Annotated in this window: 17 protein-coding genes; 16 read left to right on the top strand and 1 reads right to left on the bottom strand. The window is 51.1% G+C overall.

Annotated elements, in window-relative coordinates; translation table 11 throughout:
* Positions 1-20: 20 nt before the first annotated feature.
* Complete coding sequence (rpsT, locus tag ABXT50_RS04000; RefSeq protein WP_415273613.1) at positions 21-281, bottom strand: 30S ribosomal protein S20; 261 nt, start codon at positions 279-281, stop codon at positions 21-23.
* A 135-nt stretch (positions 282-416) separates the two neighbouring features.
* Between rpsT and lepA the strand changes: the two genes are divergently transcribed.
* From lepA to ABXT50_RS03920, 16 genes are all read left to right on the top strand, one after another.
* Positions 417-2,273, top strand: a complete 1,857-nt coding sequence (gene lepA, locus ABXT50_RS03995; protein WP_415274808.1) for a translation elongation factor 4 — start codon at positions 417-419, stop codon at positions 2,271-2,273.
* Entirely contained in the window at positions 2,273-3,472 is a 1,200-nt protein-coding gene (hemW, locus tag ABXT50_RS03990; RefSeq protein ID WP_415273612.1) for a radical SAM family heme chaperone HemW, read from the top strand. Before lepA ends, hemW begins: the two co-directional genes overlap by 1 nt.
* 42 nt (positions 3,473-3,514) lie before the next feature.
* On the top strand, positions 3,515-4,540 hold the full coding sequence (gene hrcA / locus ABXT50_RS03985) for a heat-inducible transcriptional repressor HrcA (protein WP_415273611.1): 1,026 nt from the start codon (positions 3,515-3,517) through the stop codon (positions 4,538-4,540).
* Complete coding sequence (locus tag ABXT50_RS03980; protein WP_415273610.1) at positions 4,537-5,589, top strand: DnaJ C-terminal domain-containing protein; 1,053 nt, start codon at positions 4,537-4,539, stop codon at positions 5,587-5,589. Before hrcA ends, ABXT50_RS03980 begins: the two co-directional genes overlap by 4 nt.
* The gene (locus ABXT50_RS03975; RefSeq protein WP_415273609.1) at positions 5,589-6,281 is read left to right on the top strand and encodes an RsmE family RNA methyltransferase; all 693 of its coding nucleotides are present in this window, start codon (positions 5,589-5,591) and stop codon (positions 6,279-6,281) included. Before ABXT50_RS03980 ends, ABXT50_RS03975 begins: the two co-directional genes overlap by 1 nt.
* Positions 6,282-6,289: 8 nt before the next feature.
* Positions 6,290-6,622, top strand: a complete 333-nt coding sequence (locus tag ABXT50_RS03970) for an HIT family protein (RefSeq protein WP_415274807.1) — start codon at positions 6,290-6,292, stop codon at positions 6,620-6,622.
* Positions 6,622-7,569, top strand: a complete 948-nt coding sequence (locus tag ABXT50_RS03965; RefSeq protein ID WP_415273608.1) for a PhoH family protein — start codon at positions 6,622-6,624, stop codon at positions 7,567-7,569. The genes ABXT50_RS03970 and ABXT50_RS03965 overlap by 1 nt, the downstream gene beginning before the upstream one ends.
* Entirely contained in the window at positions 7,566-8,024 is a 459-nt protein-coding gene (gene ybeY, locus ABXT50_RS03960) for an rRNA maturation RNase YbeY (RefSeq protein ID WP_415273607.1), read from the top strand. The genes ABXT50_RS03965 and ybeY overlap by 4 nt, the downstream gene beginning before the upstream one ends.
* Complete coding sequence (locus ABXT50_RS03955) at positions 8,021-9,094, top strand: hemolysin family protein (RefSeq protein ID WP_415273606.1); 1,074 nt, start codon at positions 8,021-8,023, stop codon at positions 9,092-9,094. Before ybeY ends, ABXT50_RS03955 begins: the two co-directional genes overlap by 4 nt.
* Positions 9,087-9,971 carry a GTPase Era gene (era, locus tag ABXT50_RS03950; RefSeq protein WP_415273605.1) on the top strand — a complete coding sequence of 295 codons (885 nt, stop codon included), beginning with the start codon at positions 9,087-9,089 and terminating at the stop codon, positions 9,969-9,971. The genes ABXT50_RS03955 and era overlap by 8 nt, the downstream gene beginning before the upstream one ends.
* Positions 9,972-10,105: 134 nt before the next feature.
* The gene (gene leuA / locus ABXT50_RS03945; protein ID WP_415273604.1) at positions 10,106-11,848 is read left to right on the top strand and encodes a 2-isopropylmalate synthase; all 1,743 of its coding nucleotides are present in this window, start codon (positions 10,106-10,108) and stop codon (positions 11,846-11,848) included.
* Positions 11,849-11,875: 27 nt separating this feature from the next.
* Complete coding sequence (gene recO / locus ABXT50_RS03940; protein ID WP_415273603.1) at positions 11,876-12,598, top strand: DNA repair protein RecO; 723 nt, start codon at positions 11,876-11,878, stop codon at positions 12,596-12,598.
* 62 nt (positions 12,599-12,660) lie between these two features.
* Complete coding sequence (gene uppS, locus ABXT50_RS03935; protein WP_415274806.1) at positions 12,661-13,353, top strand: polyprenyl diphosphate synthase; 693 nt, start codon at positions 12,661-12,663, stop codon at positions 13,351-13,353.
* 39 nt (positions 13,354-13,392) lie between these two features.
* Positions 13,393-14,766, top strand: a complete 1,374-nt coding sequence (locus ABXT50_RS03930) for a glycine--tRNA ligase (protein WP_415273602.1) — start codon at positions 13,393-13,395, stop codon at positions 14,764-14,766.
* Positions 14,767-14,824: 58 nt separating this feature from the next.
* Positions 14,825-15,925 (top strand): tRNA dihydrouridine synthase DusB, encoded by a 1,101-nt coding sequence (dusB, locus tag ABXT50_RS03925; protein WP_415274805.1) that lies wholly within the window; start codon positions 14,825-14,827, stop codon positions 15,923-15,925.
* Between the two features lie 2 nt (positions 15,926-15,927).
* Positions 15,928-17,181 (top strand): deoxyguanosinetriphosphate triphosphohydrolase, encoded by a 1,254-nt coding sequence (locus ABXT50_RS03920; RefSeq protein ID WP_415273601.1) that lies wholly within the window; start codon positions 15,928-15,930, stop codon positions 17,179-17,181.
* The last annotated feature ends 1 nt before the right edge of the window (position 17,182 follow it).

Below are 17,182 nucleotides of genomic sequence, written 5' to 3'. Positions count from 1 at the left end.
GTTTTTTTTGAAAAAGCTTTTTAGAGGCTATTTACCTTCTTGGCAATGGCTGATTTGCGGTTAGCTGCTTGATTCTTATGAATGACACCCTTGCTTACAGCCTTGTCAATCTTCCTGTTTGCTCCAACGAGCGCAGCCGCAGCTGCAGCCTTGTCGCCGGCTGTGCTTGCATCGCGCACTGCACGGATTGCAGACTTGACCTCGGTCTTAACTGCCTTGTTGCGGTCCTCGGACTTCTGGTTGGTTCCGATGCGCTTGATCTTGGACTTGATGTTTGCCATGTTCTACTTTCTCTGGCCAAAATTTTTTGCGGAGTAAATCTCCGCGAACAAAGCAAAACTCTATCAGTTTGGCTCCTGTCGAGCAAGCATCGTGGGAGAATGACTTGGTTACTTTCATCCATAAATGAGGTTTATTTGTCTCCACGCGCACGGTCTGCTCTCGAGCCGTCTCTAACCGACCAGGATCAAATACGCAATTTCTGCATAATTGCCCACATTGATCACGGTAAATCGACCCTTGCAGATCGGATGCTTCAGCTGACTGGAATAGTTGACGACCGTCAAATGCGGGCCCAATATCTGGACCGCATGGACATTGAGCGAGAACGTGGTATCACGATTAAGTCTCAAGCCGTGCGGCTGCCTTGGGAGTTTAACAATGAGACTTTCGCGCTAAACATGATTGACACACCCGGCCACGTGGATTTCACTTACGAAGTTTCTAGATCGTTAGCTGCCTGCGAGGGAGCAGTTTTGCTTGTGGACGCGGCTCAAGGGATTGAGGCACAGACTCTGGCCAATCTTTATCTTGCGATGGAGAACGACCTGGAAATTATTCCGGTTCTAAATAAAATCGACCTTCCAGCGGCTCAAACTGAGAAATACGCGGAGGAACTCGCCAACCTGATTGGCGGATCCCCGGATGACTGCCTAAGAGTGTCGGGTAAAACTGGCGTGGGAGTAGAAGAGCTTCTTGACCGAATCGTTCAGCGAGTGCCTGCGCCCAAGGGTGACATCAATGCTCCCGCCCGTGCAATGATCTTCGATTCTGTTTATGACAGCTACCGCGGCGTGGTCACCTACGTCAGAATGATTGATGGTCGACTCTCTTCTCGGGAGCAGATTCAAATGATGTCAACCAGGGCGGTGCATGAGCTATTGGAGATAGGCGTCATTAGCCCGGAGCCAGTCGTTACAAAGGGTTTATCGGCTGGCGAGGTGGGTTATTTGATCACTGGAGTCAAGGACGTGAGGCTTTCCAAAGTCGGCGACACTGTCACTACTAAAGATAAGCCCGCAACAGTTTCTTTGAAGGGTTATGCCGAGCCAAAGCCAATGGTTTTCTCTGGTATTTACCCAATAGATGGAAGCGATTACCCAAATCTGAGAGAGGCATTGGATAAGCTCCGCCTCTCTGACGCGTCATTGGTCTACGAGCCGGAAACTTCAGCCGCACTTGGCTTCGGCTTTCGCTGCGGCTTTTTGGGTCTATTGCACCTTGAGATAATCACCGAGCGACTTGAGCGAGAATTCAATCTCTCTCTAATTGCGACGGCCCCATCAGTGGTTTATCAGGTCACTCGCGAGGACAACACCGAGTTCATAGTCACTAACCCGTCTGAGTTTCCTGAGGGAAAAATAAAGGTAGTGAAAGAGCCGATCGTAAAGGCCACAATTCTGAGCCCCAAGGACTACGTGGGCACAATCATGGACCTGTGTCAAACGCGCCGTGGCACGATGATTGACATGCAATATCTCGGTGAAGACCGAGTTCAACTCCGCTATCAGCTTCCGCTAGCTGAGATAGTTTTTGACTTTTTTGATCAGCTAAAAAGCAAGACCCAGGGTTACGGTTCTTTGGACTATGAGGAAGCCGGCTATCTCCCGGGCGACTTGGTAAAAGTAGATTTGCTACTTCAGGGCGAGAAGGTAGACGCCTTCAGCTCGATTGTTCACAAGGACAAGGCTTATGGCCACGGGACAAAGATTACGGCGAAGCTCCGCGAGCTAATACCGAGACAGCAGTTTGAGGTTCCAATTCAAGCGGCGGTGGGCTCAAGAATCATTGCCCGTGAGAGTGTCCGTGCGGTCAGGAAAGACGTGTTAGCTAAATGCTATGGCGGCGACATAAGCAGAAAACGAAAGCTTCTTGAAAAGCAAAAAGAGGGCAAGAAGCGAATGAAGATGGTGGGACGAGTAGAAGTTCCTCAGGACGCATTTATCAAAGCGCTGTCTTCGGACGAAACCTCGAGCACGGAAAAGAAAAAGTAGTGTCAGCTAGCTTGCCGCTGGGGCTGCCGTGGCCAATGTCGAACCTCATACCTCCAAGGTTCGATGAGTTGAAATCCTTTCACGCCTATGTTCACATTCCGTTTTGCGAATTTAGGTGCGGCTATTGCGATTTCAATACTTATACCGCCAAGGAAATCGGCGGGCTATCCCAGTCGAGTTTCCACGAGTCCCTAATTACCGAAATAGATGCCAGTGCGAAGATTTTGGAAAACTCGGGTTATCCGAAGCGAGGTCTTTCGACCTTGTTCTTCGGTGGCGGGACACCATCGCTTTTTACCAGTAATCAAATTGAGCTCATCATGGCTAGCTTGAGAGATCATTATGGTTTTTTACCGGACATCGAAATAACGCTAGAAGCTAACCCCGAATCGGCAAGTCCTCAGTATTTAGAGCAACTGGCCGCCATCGGTGTAAACAGAATCAGCTTGGGGGTCCAGAGCTTCGATCCAAAAGTTCTAGAAACGCTAGAGCGAGTTCATGATCCCGACAAGGTTGGCCCAATCTTGAAAGCCGCAGCCGAACTTGGATTAGAAAGCAGTCTCGATTTGATCTACGGTGCTCCAAACGAGTCGCTGGATTCTTGGAAAAATACTGTTGAAATCGCCGCGTCGATGGGCACGAAACACGTATCCGCCTACTCCTTGATTGTTGAACCGGGAACAAAGCTTGCCAGGCAAATCAAGGTCGGTGAATTGCCTGAAACGGATGACGACTTGGACGCAGAAAAGTTTGAAATTGCGGACAGCATTTTTCAGGCCAATGGTCTTCCTTGGTATGAAGTCGCCAACTGGGGTAAACCGTCGCAGCATAATCACGCTTATTGGAGCAGCGCCGATTGGTGGGGCTTTGGTCCGGGAGCTCATTCACACTTGAGCGGGAATCGATTTTGGAACACCAAGCATCCCCTCAGTTATCAAAAACAGCTTGCGAACGGCTCGCCGGTTGCAGGAATCGAATACATTGATGCGCGCACTAACCTCGAGGAGCGCTTGATGTTGGAACTGAGAACCAGTACTGGGATTCCTGCAAACGTATTGGCTGAACTCGGTATTTTGGAAAGTACGATCGAGCCTTTTATTTTGGATGGAAGCTTGAAGATCAATAACCAAAATCTTGCAGTTACGGCTGCAGGTAGGCTTTTCGTTGATCGCATAGTTCTTCAACTGCTGACGAATTAGTCCATACGGAATAGACTTGGCACTCATGATAGGTCAGTGCTAATGATTCCAAACAGATCCCTAGAGGTTTTGCGGGCAATTGTTGAGGATTACATCGCCTCGAACCAGCCTGTCGGTTCTAAGTCTCTTCTTGATAGACATCCACTGGGCGTCTCGGCCGCCACAATTCGTAACGACATGGCGCTTTTGGAAGAAGAAGAGCTGATTACTGCTCCGCACACTTCCAGCGGCAGAATTCCAACCGAAAAAGGTTATCGACTTTTCGTGGACAAGCTCGGTGAGATTAAGCCGCTTTCGCACTCGGAGCGCAGCGCGATTGAGACCTTCTTGGACGGTGCTACTGACCTGGACGAGATTGTAGAAAGAACCGCTAGATCGCTATCAACGCTTACAAATACTTTGGCGCTAGTTCAGTATCCGACCCTTGGGAAGGCAAAAGTTCGCCACGTCGAGCTAATACCTATTGCCGAGCTGAGGCTCCTTGTGATGCTCATTTCTGACAAGGGCAGGGTTCAGCAGGTTCAGGTGGAACTAAGTGTTCCGGCCGACTTGGATCTTGTTACCGAGTTGCGCGGACGTCTAAACGGGATGCTGGTGGGTTCAAACTTTACGGATGTCAGGGTGATTTTGGACAAGCTCCCGGCTGAGTTTGCGCCTAGTCGAAGAGATTTTGTTGGAAGAGTTGTTTCTCAGCTTCAGTCCTTGATCGATGCCAATAGAGAAGAACGGTTGGTCTTGTCGGGTACTGCGAATCTAGCCAAACACGATGAAGATTTTGGTGGCGAACTCTCGAGTGTTCTTGAGGCTATCGAGGAACAAGTTGTGATGCTTCGTTTGATGCAAGAAATGCAGACGGATCAATATGGTGTCGGCCTTAAGATCGGTTCCGAGCTTGGGGTTGCTGGCGTCCAACATGCGGCCATGATGGCCATCGGTTACGAAAACTCCGGAACCGAGTTAGCAAAAATTGGTGTCCTCGGGCCAACAAGAATGAACTATTCGGGGAACATAGCGTCGGTTAGAGCCGTTGCAAAATATCTAAGCAATGTACTGGAGGCAAATTCTTGAGCGATCACTACGAAGTTCTCGGAGTCGCAAGGGATGCGACCGAGGATCAAATCAAGAAGGCATATCGCAAACTGGCAAGGGAGCTACACCCTGACATCAACCCGGCCAAGGAAGCCCAGGAGCGCTTCAAGTTAGTAACGCACGCCTACGAGGTGCTAATTGACAGCAACAGTCGCGCAAGCTACGACGGAGCCGGGTCCGAAGGGGTAGGCATCGGAGACATTTTCGACAGTTTCTTTGGTGGAGGAGGCCAGCGTGGACCACAGTCCAGGTCCCAGAGGGGCCAGGACGCGCTCCTAAGAGTGGATCTAGATCTGAAAGAGGCAGTTTTTGGTGCCAACAAAGTACTGACCATCGACACGGCGATTCTCTGCGAAGTGTGCAAGGGAAGCTGCTGCCGCCCGGGAACAAGCGCTCAAACCTGCGATATCTGCAGAGGATCAGGCCAGATTCAACGTCGGGTTCAGTCATTCATGGGAGCCATGGTCACCTCTGCACCATGCGGGACTTGCCGTGGAACCGGTCAAGTGATTCCAGACCCTTGCGTAGAGTGCCGAGCCCAGGGCAGAGTCAGAGCCTCAAGAGACCTAGACCTCGATATCCCAGCAGGAGTTTCGGATGGCTTGCGTCTACACCTGCCTGGTCAGGGCGAAGTCGGTTTCGGCGGGGGACCAAGTGGGGATATATACCTTGAAGTTTCAGTCCGGGCAGACCCTACTTTCGGACGGGATGGCGATAATTTGGTGGCCGTACTAGAGGTTCCGATTGCAGATGCGGCCCTTGGTTTCGAGACCGAGATTGAGACATTGGATGGGCCTTCGCTGGTGACAGTGAAGGCGGGAGCTCAGCACGGTGATGTAATAACCCTCAAGGGTCTTGGGTCAAATAAACTTCGCGGCCGCGGCCGCGGGGACCTTTTGCTGCAGTTGAAGGTTTTGACTCCAAACCGAATAGACGGAAAACAAAAAGATCTTTTCAAAAAACTCAAGGCGCTTCACAAAGACGACTCACCCAGACTTGGCAGCCGTCGGGCCAGGGGTAGGTTCTAGTGCATTGGTTTTATGACCCGAACATTACCGCGGATTCATCGGCTATCACAGCTGCTGAGCTTGAACACTTCAAGAGTCTTCGGATAAGAGAGGGAGAGGAGATAGCAGTAACTAATGGCGTCGGAGGAGTTATGACAGCTACGGTTTTGAATGCTTCGAGCGGACAGCTAGAACCGAAATCTTTCGAAATACTATCTAGGCCCACTCCTTCGATACATCTTGTGCAATCTCTTGCTAAGGCAGGCAGGGACGAAGCTGCTCTTCAGACCGCTGTCGAATTAGGCGCGGCGAGCATAACGCCGCTGCAGGCATCCAGGTCTGTGGTGGAGTGGGGAGTAAAGGCATCAAGAAATCAAGAGCGTTGGAATCAAATCGCTATTTCTGCAATGAAGCAATCTCAGCAAGCCTTTAGGGCAGAGGTAAAGGTCCTCTCTACCGTCAAGCAACTAAGCCCTATCGGAACAGGTCTTGTGCTTGACCCACAGGCTCCAACAAGCATGGTTGGTCTGGAACTAAGGAATGAAGTGACCATCGTCGTGGGACCAGAGGGCGGGTTCGCCAAGCAGGAAATTGACAGCCTTGGGTCACAGGGGTTCTTGGGTGTTCGGCTTGGTGGAACGATACTTCGAACATCAAGCGCCGGGCCTGCCGCTATCGCAGCCGTGATGGCCCTTTCTGGACAATGGAGCTAGTGGCTAAAATGATGAGGGAGGAAAACTTGGACTGTATTTTTTGCAAGATAGCCAATGGCGAGATTCCGTCGAAGCTAATTGGTGAGAATGAGCACGCGATAGCCTTCCTGGATCTTTATCCAAAGGCCCCGGTCCATATTTTGGTGGTTCCAAAAATTCACAGTGAAAATATTCTCCTGCTAGACAATTCTTCTATCCTCACCGGTCTTTTCGAGCTAATTCGCGAGGTGGCAGCAACGAGTACCGACGGCCAGTTCAAGCTTCAATTCAATACTGGAGAACGTGAAGGGCAATCGGTTTTTCACACCCACGCACATGTTCTTAGTCAGCAGTCCAAATAGTGGCCAAGACGAGCTTTGAAATAAACGGAGTAGCACTCTTGGATCTCCTGGGCGAACAAGACAAGAACCTGAAGCGATTAGAGGCTGAGCTTCCGGGCTTGGTTATTCAAAATCGGGGAAATGTTTTTAATCTCACGGGCGATCAAGCCCAGCTGGACCTTGCCATCGAGGTTCTTGATCAGCTGGCAGAGATGATAAAGCAGGGACTGAGCCCAGATCCTCAGGGAGTCACCGAGACGATACGAATTATTCAGGAAAATAAAGAACAACCGGCGTCAAAAATACTCGCGGCGAGCACCATAAGCACGCCGGCGAAAACGGTGAGGGCCAAGACCGCGGGCCAAAAAGAGTACCTAGATGCCATTGATGAAAACACGATCACTTTTGGGATTGGACCTGCGGGTACTGGAAAAACCTACCTGGCGGTAGCAAAGGCCGTTGAGGCTCTCTACAGAAAAGAAGTTAGTCGGATAATCCTTACTAGGCCAGCTGTTGAGGCCGGAGAAAGGCTTGGCTTTTTGCCTGGGACACTCAGTGAAAAAATCGACCCCTATTTAAGACCTTTGTTTGATTCACTTCAGGAGATGCTTGAGCCCGATGTGACAGCAAAGCTCATGGAAGCCGGAGTTATTGAGGTTGCACCCCTTGCGTACATGCGCGGCAGGACTCTAAATGACAGTTTCATTATTCTTGATGAGGCGCAAAACACCACCGGTGAGCAAATGAAGATGTTTCTAACACGACTGGGCTTCAACTCCAAGATGGTAGTAACCGGGGATGTGACTCAGATTGATCTTCCCGGCGGAAAATCTGGACTCGGAATTGCCCAGACGGTGCTGGCCGATGTTGAGGGTCTTCACGTTCAGAAGCTAACCAGTAGAGACGTAGTTAGACATGAACTCGTAACAAGAATCGTTGAGGCCTACGACAGGGCGGCAATCAAGTGAGCGTTGAAATAGCGAATGAATCCGAAATCACTGTCGACACCGAACGAGTACTTGAGCTGGCATATTTTGTTCGGGGAGCACTAAAGCTTCACGAATTAGTTGACCTAGGAATTACGTTTGTTGATGAAGGCCCGATGACTGACCTTCATATGAAATGGATGGATGAACCAGGACCAACTGATGTCCTGAGTTTTCCAATGGATGAATTACGTCCCGGTACCGACCGAAACGCTTCACCCGAAGGAGTTTTGGGCGACATAGTTGTTTGCCCGCAGGTTGCCACGACGCAGGCTAAATCGGCTGGACATGAAACAATCAATGAAATTTTGCTGCTGGTCACGCACGGCATGCTTCACCTAGTCGGATTTGATCACGCCGAGCCGGACGAAGAAAAAGAAATGTTTGATCTGCAAAAAAGCTTGCTGGCCGATTTCTACGCATTGGAAACTTCTTGATCTTCATAATTACGGGTTTAGCAATCGCTCCTTTGCTTGTCATGCTGGCAGCCACCCAGACCACGCTTGAAATTGCCGAGGATGCCCGGGCCGGAGCCCTGTCAATAGCCAGGGCGCTATTGATTGGCGTTTTAGGGGCTCTTTGGTTAGTTTTCGCAGTCGAAGCGGGCAATCTTGGTTACATCCTGGCATTTTGCTTACTTGCTCTTTGGTTTTCACAGCAGCTCATTGGCCGAATACTCGGCAGGGCTAAATTTGCCGAGAAACTATCCAGCAACGTCAATGGACTTGTGACGTGGTGGAGCAAATTGGTTGCACCAATCCGGCTTGTAACCCCTGAAGCGGCCAAAGAGTATGAGCAAGAACTTCTGGACTCCGTTGAAGAATTTGGCGAGACGGTGGTCCGAGAGGTGATGGTCCCTCGGGTAGACGTGGAGGTGGTCGACAGCGATGCGCTTCTAGAGGATGCATTGAGCACGTTTATGGCTACTGGATTTTCGAGGCTACCGGTTGTTGGAGAGAGCGTGGATGATGTGGTTGGCGTGCTCTACCTAAAAGATCTCGCAAGGGTAGTGCATCAGGATCCGGGCCTACTCTCGGTCAAAAACGCCATTGACGCTTCAAGACAGGCGCTCTTTACTCCAGAATCTAAGTCGGTTGCTGAGCTGCTTCAAGAAATGCAGCGTGTGAAAACTCAAATTGCAATTGTCGTGGATGAGTATGGCGGAGTTGCCGGAATCGTGACCGTTGAGGATTTGATTGAGGAACTAGTTGGTGAGATTGGGGACGAGTATGACCGTGAGGTTGTAGGGATAGAGAAACTTTCCGAAACAACTTTCAGATGTCAACCGAGAACACCGCTGGACGAAATAGCCGAAATTTTCGAGATTGATCTTGAAGACGATGATGTTGACACAATCGGCGGTCTTTTAGTTAAGGCTATCGGAGCGCTCCCCGTTGGAGGCGAAACGGTGGAGGTACAGGGCCTGATGCTAACTGCCGAACGCGTAGTTGCCAAGAAAGGGCAACTTCTTAGCGTATTAGTTCGTAAGCTCGTGGTAGATGAGTGAATTTAGATCTGGATTTGTAAGCTTTGTCGGCCGACCGAACGTTGGCAAGTCAACGCTTACAAACGCCATTGCTGGCGAGAAGGTCGCCATCACTAGCTCTAAGCCGCAGACGACTAGGCGTGCCATCAGGGCGGTCAAGACCACGGAGGCTGGCCAGCTGATTATGGTTGACACTCCGGGTCTTCACAGGCCAAGAACGCTGCTGGGGCAGCGATTAAATGATCTTGTGAGCTCGACTTTGCACGAGGTGGATGTAATTGTCTTTTGCACGCCGGCCAATGAGGAAATTGGGCCGGGTGACCGAAAAATTGTTGCGGACATTGCAAAATATGGCCGTGCCAAGAAAATAGCCATTGTTACCAAATGTGAAACCGTTTCCAAGCAAAAGCTTGCTCAACATCTGATGGCAGTCTCGGAGCTGCACGACTGGAAGGAGATTGTTCCGGTATCAGCCGCCACCATGGAGCAGGTCGACCTCCTAGAGACACTGCTGATTGGCTACTTACCAGTCGGTCCGTTGTTTTACGAGAAAGATGTCGTCAGTGAAGAACCTCTTGAAGATCGGATTTGCGAACTAGTTCGAGAGGCGGCCTTGGAGTTGGTAAACGATGAACTGCCTCATTCTCTGGCCGTCACCCTGGATGAGATTCTCTACGATTCAAAAAAGCCGACCGTTCACGTTTCGGTTTGGGTCGAACGCGATTCCCAAAAGGGGATCATTATCGGCAAGGGCGGCTCGATGCTGAAAACCATAGGCCAGAAGGCTAGGCGCGAAATTGAGGCTCTGATGGACGAGCCTATACATTTGGCAATTCAAGTCAGAATTGCACAAAACTGGCAGAGAAATGCCAAACAGCTTGGAAAACTGGGGTTCTAGCGCAACCGGTCCTCAAGTGCTAGCCTGAGAAGATGAGTTTTAGCCTCCTCCTTATTAGCCGCGACGAGGCCTAGCCACGGCCCAATCTCGTCGCGGTGCAACCCTGCGGTCAATTCAGATTTAGGCGGAGAGAAATGAAAAACCACCAAAAACCATCGAAAATGCCCTTTGAGCGTTATGAACCCTTTCACGATCAGATTTCAGTAGAGCTTCCAGATAGAACTTGGCCCACCAAGAGAATCACTCAGGCGCCACAGTGGTGCGCTGTTGATCTTCGTGACGGTAACCAAGCACTCATCGACCCGATGAACGCGGAGCGAAAGCTTGAGATGTTCAAGCTCTTGGTTTCGATGGGCTACAAGCAGATTGAGGTCGGCTTCCCTTCTGCATCCCAAACTGATTTTGACTTCGTTCGCCTGCTTATCGAGCAGGAGCTAATTCCTGAGGACGTAACAATTCAGGTTCTGACCCAGTCCAGGGATCACCTTATCGAGCGAACCTATGAATCTATAGCCGGTGCCAAGCAGGCAATCGTCCACTTCTACAACTCAACTTCAGTGCTCCAGCGCAGAGTTGTTTTCGGGCAGGACAAAGCGGGTATTAGAAAAATAGCTACTGATGCGGCTTTGAAGTGCTTAGAACTAGAAGCCAGCATCCCCGAAACAAAAGTTTTCTACGAGTATTCGCCGGAATCTTATACCGGCACCGAGCTCGAGTTTGCGCTTTCAGTGTGCAACGCCGTCGCAGAAATTATCAAGCCGACGTTGGACCGAAAATTGATAATAAACCTCCCGGCAACCGTGGAAATGGCGACTCCTAATGTTTACGCGGACTCGATCGAGTGGATGTCAAGAAGGCTTCACCCGCGAGAAGCCATTCTGCTTTCCCTTCATCCACATAACGATCGCGGTACAGCAGTTGCCGCAGCCGAACTGGGCTACATGGCCGGAGCGGATCGAATTGAGGGTTGTCTGTTCGGAAATGGTGAGCGGACTGGAAACGTCGACCTGATTACTTTGGGCCTAAATTTATTTAGCCAGGGGATCGATCCGATGATAAATTTCGGCGACATTGACCAGATCAAGCGCACTGTTGAATATTGCAATCAACTGAAGGTCCCTGAGCGCAGTCCTTACGGTGGCGATTTGGTCTACACGGCATTTTCCGGCTCGCACCAGGACGCAATCAAAAAAGGATTTGACCATCTGGCCAAGGACGCACTTGAAGCCGGAAACAGTGTCGACAAGCACACTTGGGCTGTTCCATACCTTCCGATTGATCCAAAGGACGTTGGCAGGAACTACGAGGCCGTCATTAGGGTCAACTCCCAATCCGGAAAGGGTGGGGTGGCTTATCTATTAAAGACCGACCACAGCTTGGACTTACCTCGCAAGCTCCAGATTGAGTTTTCGAGAGTTATTCAGGGTCACACGGATACCTCTGGGGGCGAGGTTAGTTCCGAGAGAATTTGGGAAATCTTCCAGGACGAATACCTTCCAGCGGCTATCGAACAGCCTAAGTGGGGTCGCTTCGAGCTTAAGAGGATGCGGACAGAATCTGACATGGACGGCATTGTGCAAATCGATGTAGTTATGCGCGACGGAGAAGCTGAGTTTGCCGCTACTGCAACGGGTAATGGTCCCATCTCGGCTTTCATTGCCATTTTGCGGGATAAGGGTTCTGATATCAGACTTCTCGATTATGTCGAGCACACCCTTAGCGCCGGAGGCGACGCTTTAGCTGCTGCGTACATCGAACTTGAGGTGGACGGTAACGTGCTCTGGGGTGTCGGTATTGATGGCGATATTGCTACCGCGTCTCTGAAGGCGCTGATTAGCTCAACAAATCGAGCTCTAAGGTCCGTAGTTACTGGCTAAACCGGCAATTATTGCGATACTTGTTCTATGCCCCATTACCGAGATGAAGCCGTCGTCATCCGAACCCACAAGCTTGGGGAAGTCGATCGCATAGTGACACTGTTGACAAAAAATAACGGTCAGGTTCGAGCTGTCGCAAAGGGGGTCAGAAAAACTAGCAGCCGAATCGGTGCAAGGCTAGAGCCGTTTAACGTGGTGGATTTACAGCTTTACGAAGGCAGAAACCTAGACACTGTGTCGCAGGTAGAGCAGCTCGCTAACTACGGCTCCGTGATCGTGGCGGACTACGCCAGATACACAGCCGCCAGCGCGGTTGTGGAAGCAGCCGAACGCTTTACTCGCGAGGACTCTTCTTCGCAGCACTACATGCTTGTGATTGGTGCATTGAGGGCTCTCTCATTGAAAGAGCACTCCTCTGACCAGATCTTGGATTCATACCTTTTGAGGGCATTAGCAATCTCGGGCTGGATTACCAATCTTGACCAATGTCAGGGCTGCGCCTCAACCGAAACCGTTTCATTTTCTGTTCATTCTGGATCTGTCAGTTGCCAATCTTGCACGATGCCCGGGTCGGTGCGCCTAGGGGTCGATGGAATTTCGCACATTAGCGCATTGCTTATCGGTGATTGGCCAAGCGTTGGCCGGGCTAACTTAGCTACGCGCGCCGCGGTGAGCGGTGTTGTTGCCGGCTACTTGCAATGGCAGCTGGAAAAAGGACTTAGGTCCCTGGAGCACGTGGAGCGAAGTTGATAAAGCTTAATGACCCAGCAAGAAGCACGCCTGTCTTTAGCGCAGTTCCGAAGCATATCGCCATGGTGATGGACGGGAATGGCAGGTGGGCCAATGAGCGGGGTCTTACTCGAACTGAAGGCCATCGAGCCGGCGAGGCGGCACTTCTAGAGGCAGTCGCGGGCGCTACCAGCGCCGGTGTCGAGAACTTGACTGCGTATGCGTTTTCAACGGAAAACTGGAAGCGATCTACCGATGAGGTTAAGTTTCTTATGGGTTACAACAAAGACGTTTTGAGACGACGAAGAGACCTCCTGATGGAGTGGAACGTTCGCATTCGCTGGTCCGGGGCAGAGCGGAAGCTTTGGCCAAGCGTTGTGCGTGAGCTTCGTATAGCCGAGGAAATGACCAAGAACAACACTGGATTGGTCCTAACCATGGCGGTCAACTACGGAGGTAGGCAGGAGATAGTTGCCGCGGTAAACAAGATTCTGCAAGAAATCAGAGCTGGTGGCCAGGCGCCAAAATCCATCACCGAGAAGACAATTCAAAAAAGACTTTACGTTCCGGAACTTCCGGACGTGGATATGTTCCTTCGCTCAAGCGGGGAGATGCGTATTTCTAACTTCATGCTTTGGCAATCTAGCTATGCGGAGATGATTTTCATGGACGTGCTCTGGCCGGATTTCACCCGAGAGTCGCTGTGGGAGGCTATCAGTGAGTTTGGGAGAAGGCAGCGCCGCTTCGGTGGTGCCTCCGATGCCCCACTAAACTAGGAATTCACTAGAAACCCAAAAAATAATCCCCGGAGAATAATGGCCAATCAGAAGCTCGACCAGGTAATTTCGCTTGCAAAACGCAGAGGCTTTGTGTTTCAGGCTGGCGAGATTTACGGTGGTTCGAGATCGGCTTGGGACTACGGCCCACTCGGAGTTGAGCTAAAAGAAAACATCAAGCGTCAGTGGTGGCAGTCCGTAGTGTCTGGAAGAGATGACGTTGTTGGACTTGATAGCTCCATTATTTTGCCGACGAAGGTTTGGGAATCTTCTGGTCACGTTGAGGCATTTGTCGATCCATTGATTGAGTGCACCAGCTGCCACAAGCGCTTTCGTCAGGATCATCTCGAGGAAGCCTTTGAAGAAAAGAAGTCCAGGGCTCCCAAGTCGATGGCAGAGATAGCCTGCCCAAACTGTGGGGTCAAAGAATCCTGGACTGAGCCAAAGAGCTTCAACGGCCTTTTGAAGACTTCGTTGGGTCCAGTCGATGATGACACCGGAATGCACTACCTGCGGCCTGAGACTGCTCAGGGGATATTCGTAAATTTCAACAATGTTCAGAATGTTTCCAGGATGAAGCCTCCATTTGGAATTGGGCAAATGGGAAAAAGCTTCCGCAACGAAATTACTCCGGGGAACTTCATCTTTCGAACTCGTGAGTTTGAGCAGATGGAAATGGAGTTTTTTGTAAAGCCCGGCGAAGATGAAAAGTGGCACGAATACTGGATCGAGCAGCGCCATAACTGGTATCTAGACCTTGGAATTAATCCGGATAACCTTCGACTGTTTGATCACCCGAAGGAAAAGCTGTCGCATTACTCCAAACGGACCGTTGATATCGAATACCGTTTTGGATTTCAGGGCGGAGAATTCGGTGAGCTTGAGGGAATCGCAAACCGAACCGATTTTGACCTAAAGACTCACTCGGCTTCATCAGGTGTCGATTTGAGCTACTTTGATCAAACCGAGGAAAAGCGTTGGACTCCCTTCGTTATTGAGCCAGCGGCGGGACTCACCAGGTCCCTCATGGCATTCATGGTCGATGCGTATTCCGAGGACGAGGCGCCTAACGCGAAGGGCGGCGTCGATACAAGAACCGTGCTTCGACTTGATTATCGACTTTCGCCTGTCAAGGCAGCGGTTTTGCCGCTGAGCAGGAATGAGGCTCTTAACCCAATTGCTAAGTCTTTGGCGGCTGAGCTTCGCAAGAACTGGAACATTGACTTCGATGACTCAGGTGCCATTGGACGCAGGTATCGCAGACAGGATGAAATTGGAACTCCTTTTTGCATAACGATTGACTTTGAGACTGCCGATGATCAGTCCGTTACTATTCGTGAGCGAGATTCGATGGCTCAGGAGCGGGTGTCTTTGGACAAGGTCGCAAGCTACTTATTTGAGAGACTCAGTTAGTTAATTGGGATTAACGTACGGAACTAAGACCTTCGAGGTGCCAGTCGTGCTGGCACCAATGGCCGGCATCACTAACACAGCCTTCAGGAGGCTCTGTCGCGAGTTCGGCAATGGCCTATTTGTCTCGGAGATGGTTACCTCAAGAGCGCTAGTTGAGAGAACCGAGGAGTCGATGCGCCTTATTGGGCATCATGAGTCGGAGAAGTTTCGGTCAGTCCAGTTGTACGGAGTCGACCCCACAACAATTTCTAGGGCTATCGAGATGCTCGTTCAAGAAGACCGAGCAGATCATATCGACTTGAACTTTGGTTGCCCCGTTGCGAAAGTCACCCGAAAGGGTGGGGGAGCAGCCCTACCTTGGAAATCGGAGCTGTTTGAGGCCATTGTTCAATCAGCCGTAAAGGCAGCTGGAACTATCCCCGTGACAGTCAAAATGCGTAAGGGCATAGATCAAGATCACCTGACGTTTTTGGACGCTGGAAAGGCTGCTCGTGACGCAGGAGTTACTGCGGTGGCCCTCCATGGGCGAACCGCGGAGGATTTCTACTCTGGGAGAGCAGACTGGGACGCCATCGCCGAACTTCGAGCGTCATTGCCAGATGTTCAAGTACTTGGTAACGGCGATATCTGGTCCGCACAGGACGCGGTGTCCATGATGGATAAAACCGGAGTGGACGGAATTGTTGTTGGCAGAGGATGCCTTGGTAGGCCATGGCTGTTCCAGGATCTTGAACGGGCAATTGCGGGCTATCTAGCTGGTGACAAGAATCCAAAAGTAGAAGAGGTAATGCCTTCACTTGGTGAGGTGGCCGACGCGTTCTATCGCCACGCCGAACTCTTGACTGAGTTCTTCGAGGAAGAAGGCCGGGCATGCCGAGACATTAGAAAACACGTTGCGTGGTATTTCAAGGGCTACCCGGTTGGTGGAGAGTTTAGGGCCGATCTTGCAAGGGTCGAGTCGCTGCAGCAGGCATCCGATTTGTTGGGTTCTCTAGAACGAGATGCGCCCTACCCGGGTGAAGAAGCCGAGGGCCCACGGGGCAGGCTCGGCTCGCTAAAGAAGTGTTCACTGCCAGAGGGTTGGTTGGATTCTAGGGAACTGAGCGACACTCACCGATCTCAGCTGGAGTTCGCGGAACTTTCAGTCTCAGGGGGATAGGTATGGTCGCCAAAACGGAGAGCGGCTATGACCCTCGAGACCTCGAGCGGTTTGTGGGCCAACCCGGATCTCAAATGGAAGGCCGCGGAGAATTTGCGCGGGACCGAGCGAGAGTTTTGCACTCGGCGGCGTTCCGGAAGCTGAGCGCGAAGACTCAAGTTCTATCCCCGAGCTCGGGGGATTTTGCAAGGACAAGACTTACTCATTCGCTCGAGGTTGCTCAGGTTGGCAGGGAGTTGGCTACAGCTCTGGGAGTAAACCCGGATCTAGTGGATATGGGCTGCCTAGCTCATGATCTCGGTCATCCACCTTTCGGCCACAACGGAGAGTCTGCTCTAAACTTCTGGGCCGCCGACATTGGCGGTTTTGAGGGGAACGCACAAACATTCAGAATCTTGACCAGGCTTGAGCCAAAAATTTACGACGATAGCGGCATCTCGAGGGGCTTGAATCTTACGAGAGCTTCCATGGATGCGGCGACAAAGTATCCCTGGCCCCTGGCTAGGGCGGCCGAATTCGACAGCGTAACAAAATTTGGCGTGTATGACGACGATGTAGAAGTCTTTGATTGGATGAGGCAGCAAGCTCCCGAGGGCGCGAAGTGTGTCGAGGCTCAAATTATGGATTTTGCCGATGATGTTGCTTATTCTGTGCATGATTTTGAGGATTCAATAGTGGAAGGATTTGTAAATCCCTCTTTGATCTCGGTGTCCAGCTCGAAAGACTCCTTAATCGAGGACATAAGCAAGTGGTCTGAGGGCTCTTATTCAAAATCAGAGCTAGAGGAAGCCCTTTTATCTCTGCAATCCTCCAGTCACTGGCTCAAATCATTTGACGGATCACCGAGGCACTTGGCAAGTCTCAAGAATCTAGCCAGCGACCTGATTGGCTCTTTTGTTTCTCGAACTACCAGTGCCGTTCTGGAAGAGTCAAAAAAGGGCACTTTGAGTCGTTTTAGCGCCGGAGTATCTGTTCCCAGCCGAGTTAAGAGCGAGATTGCCGTGCTGAAAGGAATCGTGGCTTCTTCAGTGATGACGGAGAATTCCAGGCAGCCCTATTATGAGGACCAGCGGACTCTACTCGTGGAGCTCGCCGAAACCCTGCTATCCAAAAATGGCGCAGGCCTAGACTCGACCGGTTCCGAGGCCTGGGTAGCTGCAAAGGACCACAAGTCTCAGAAACGCGCCATCGTGGATTACGTGGCATCACTTACTGACCCCGCAGCTGTCGCTCTTCACCGCGGCACAAGAGCATAGG

Source organism: Aquiluna sp. Uisw_065, from assembly GCF_047731275.1.
In the GTDB taxonomy this organism is placed as follows: domain Bacteria; phylum Actinomycetota; class Actinomycetes; order Actinomycetales; family Microbacteriaceae; genus Aquiluna.
The sequence above is the reverse complement of the archived record's forward strand: the minus strand, read 5'-3'. Positions and strand labels throughout refer to the sequence as shown.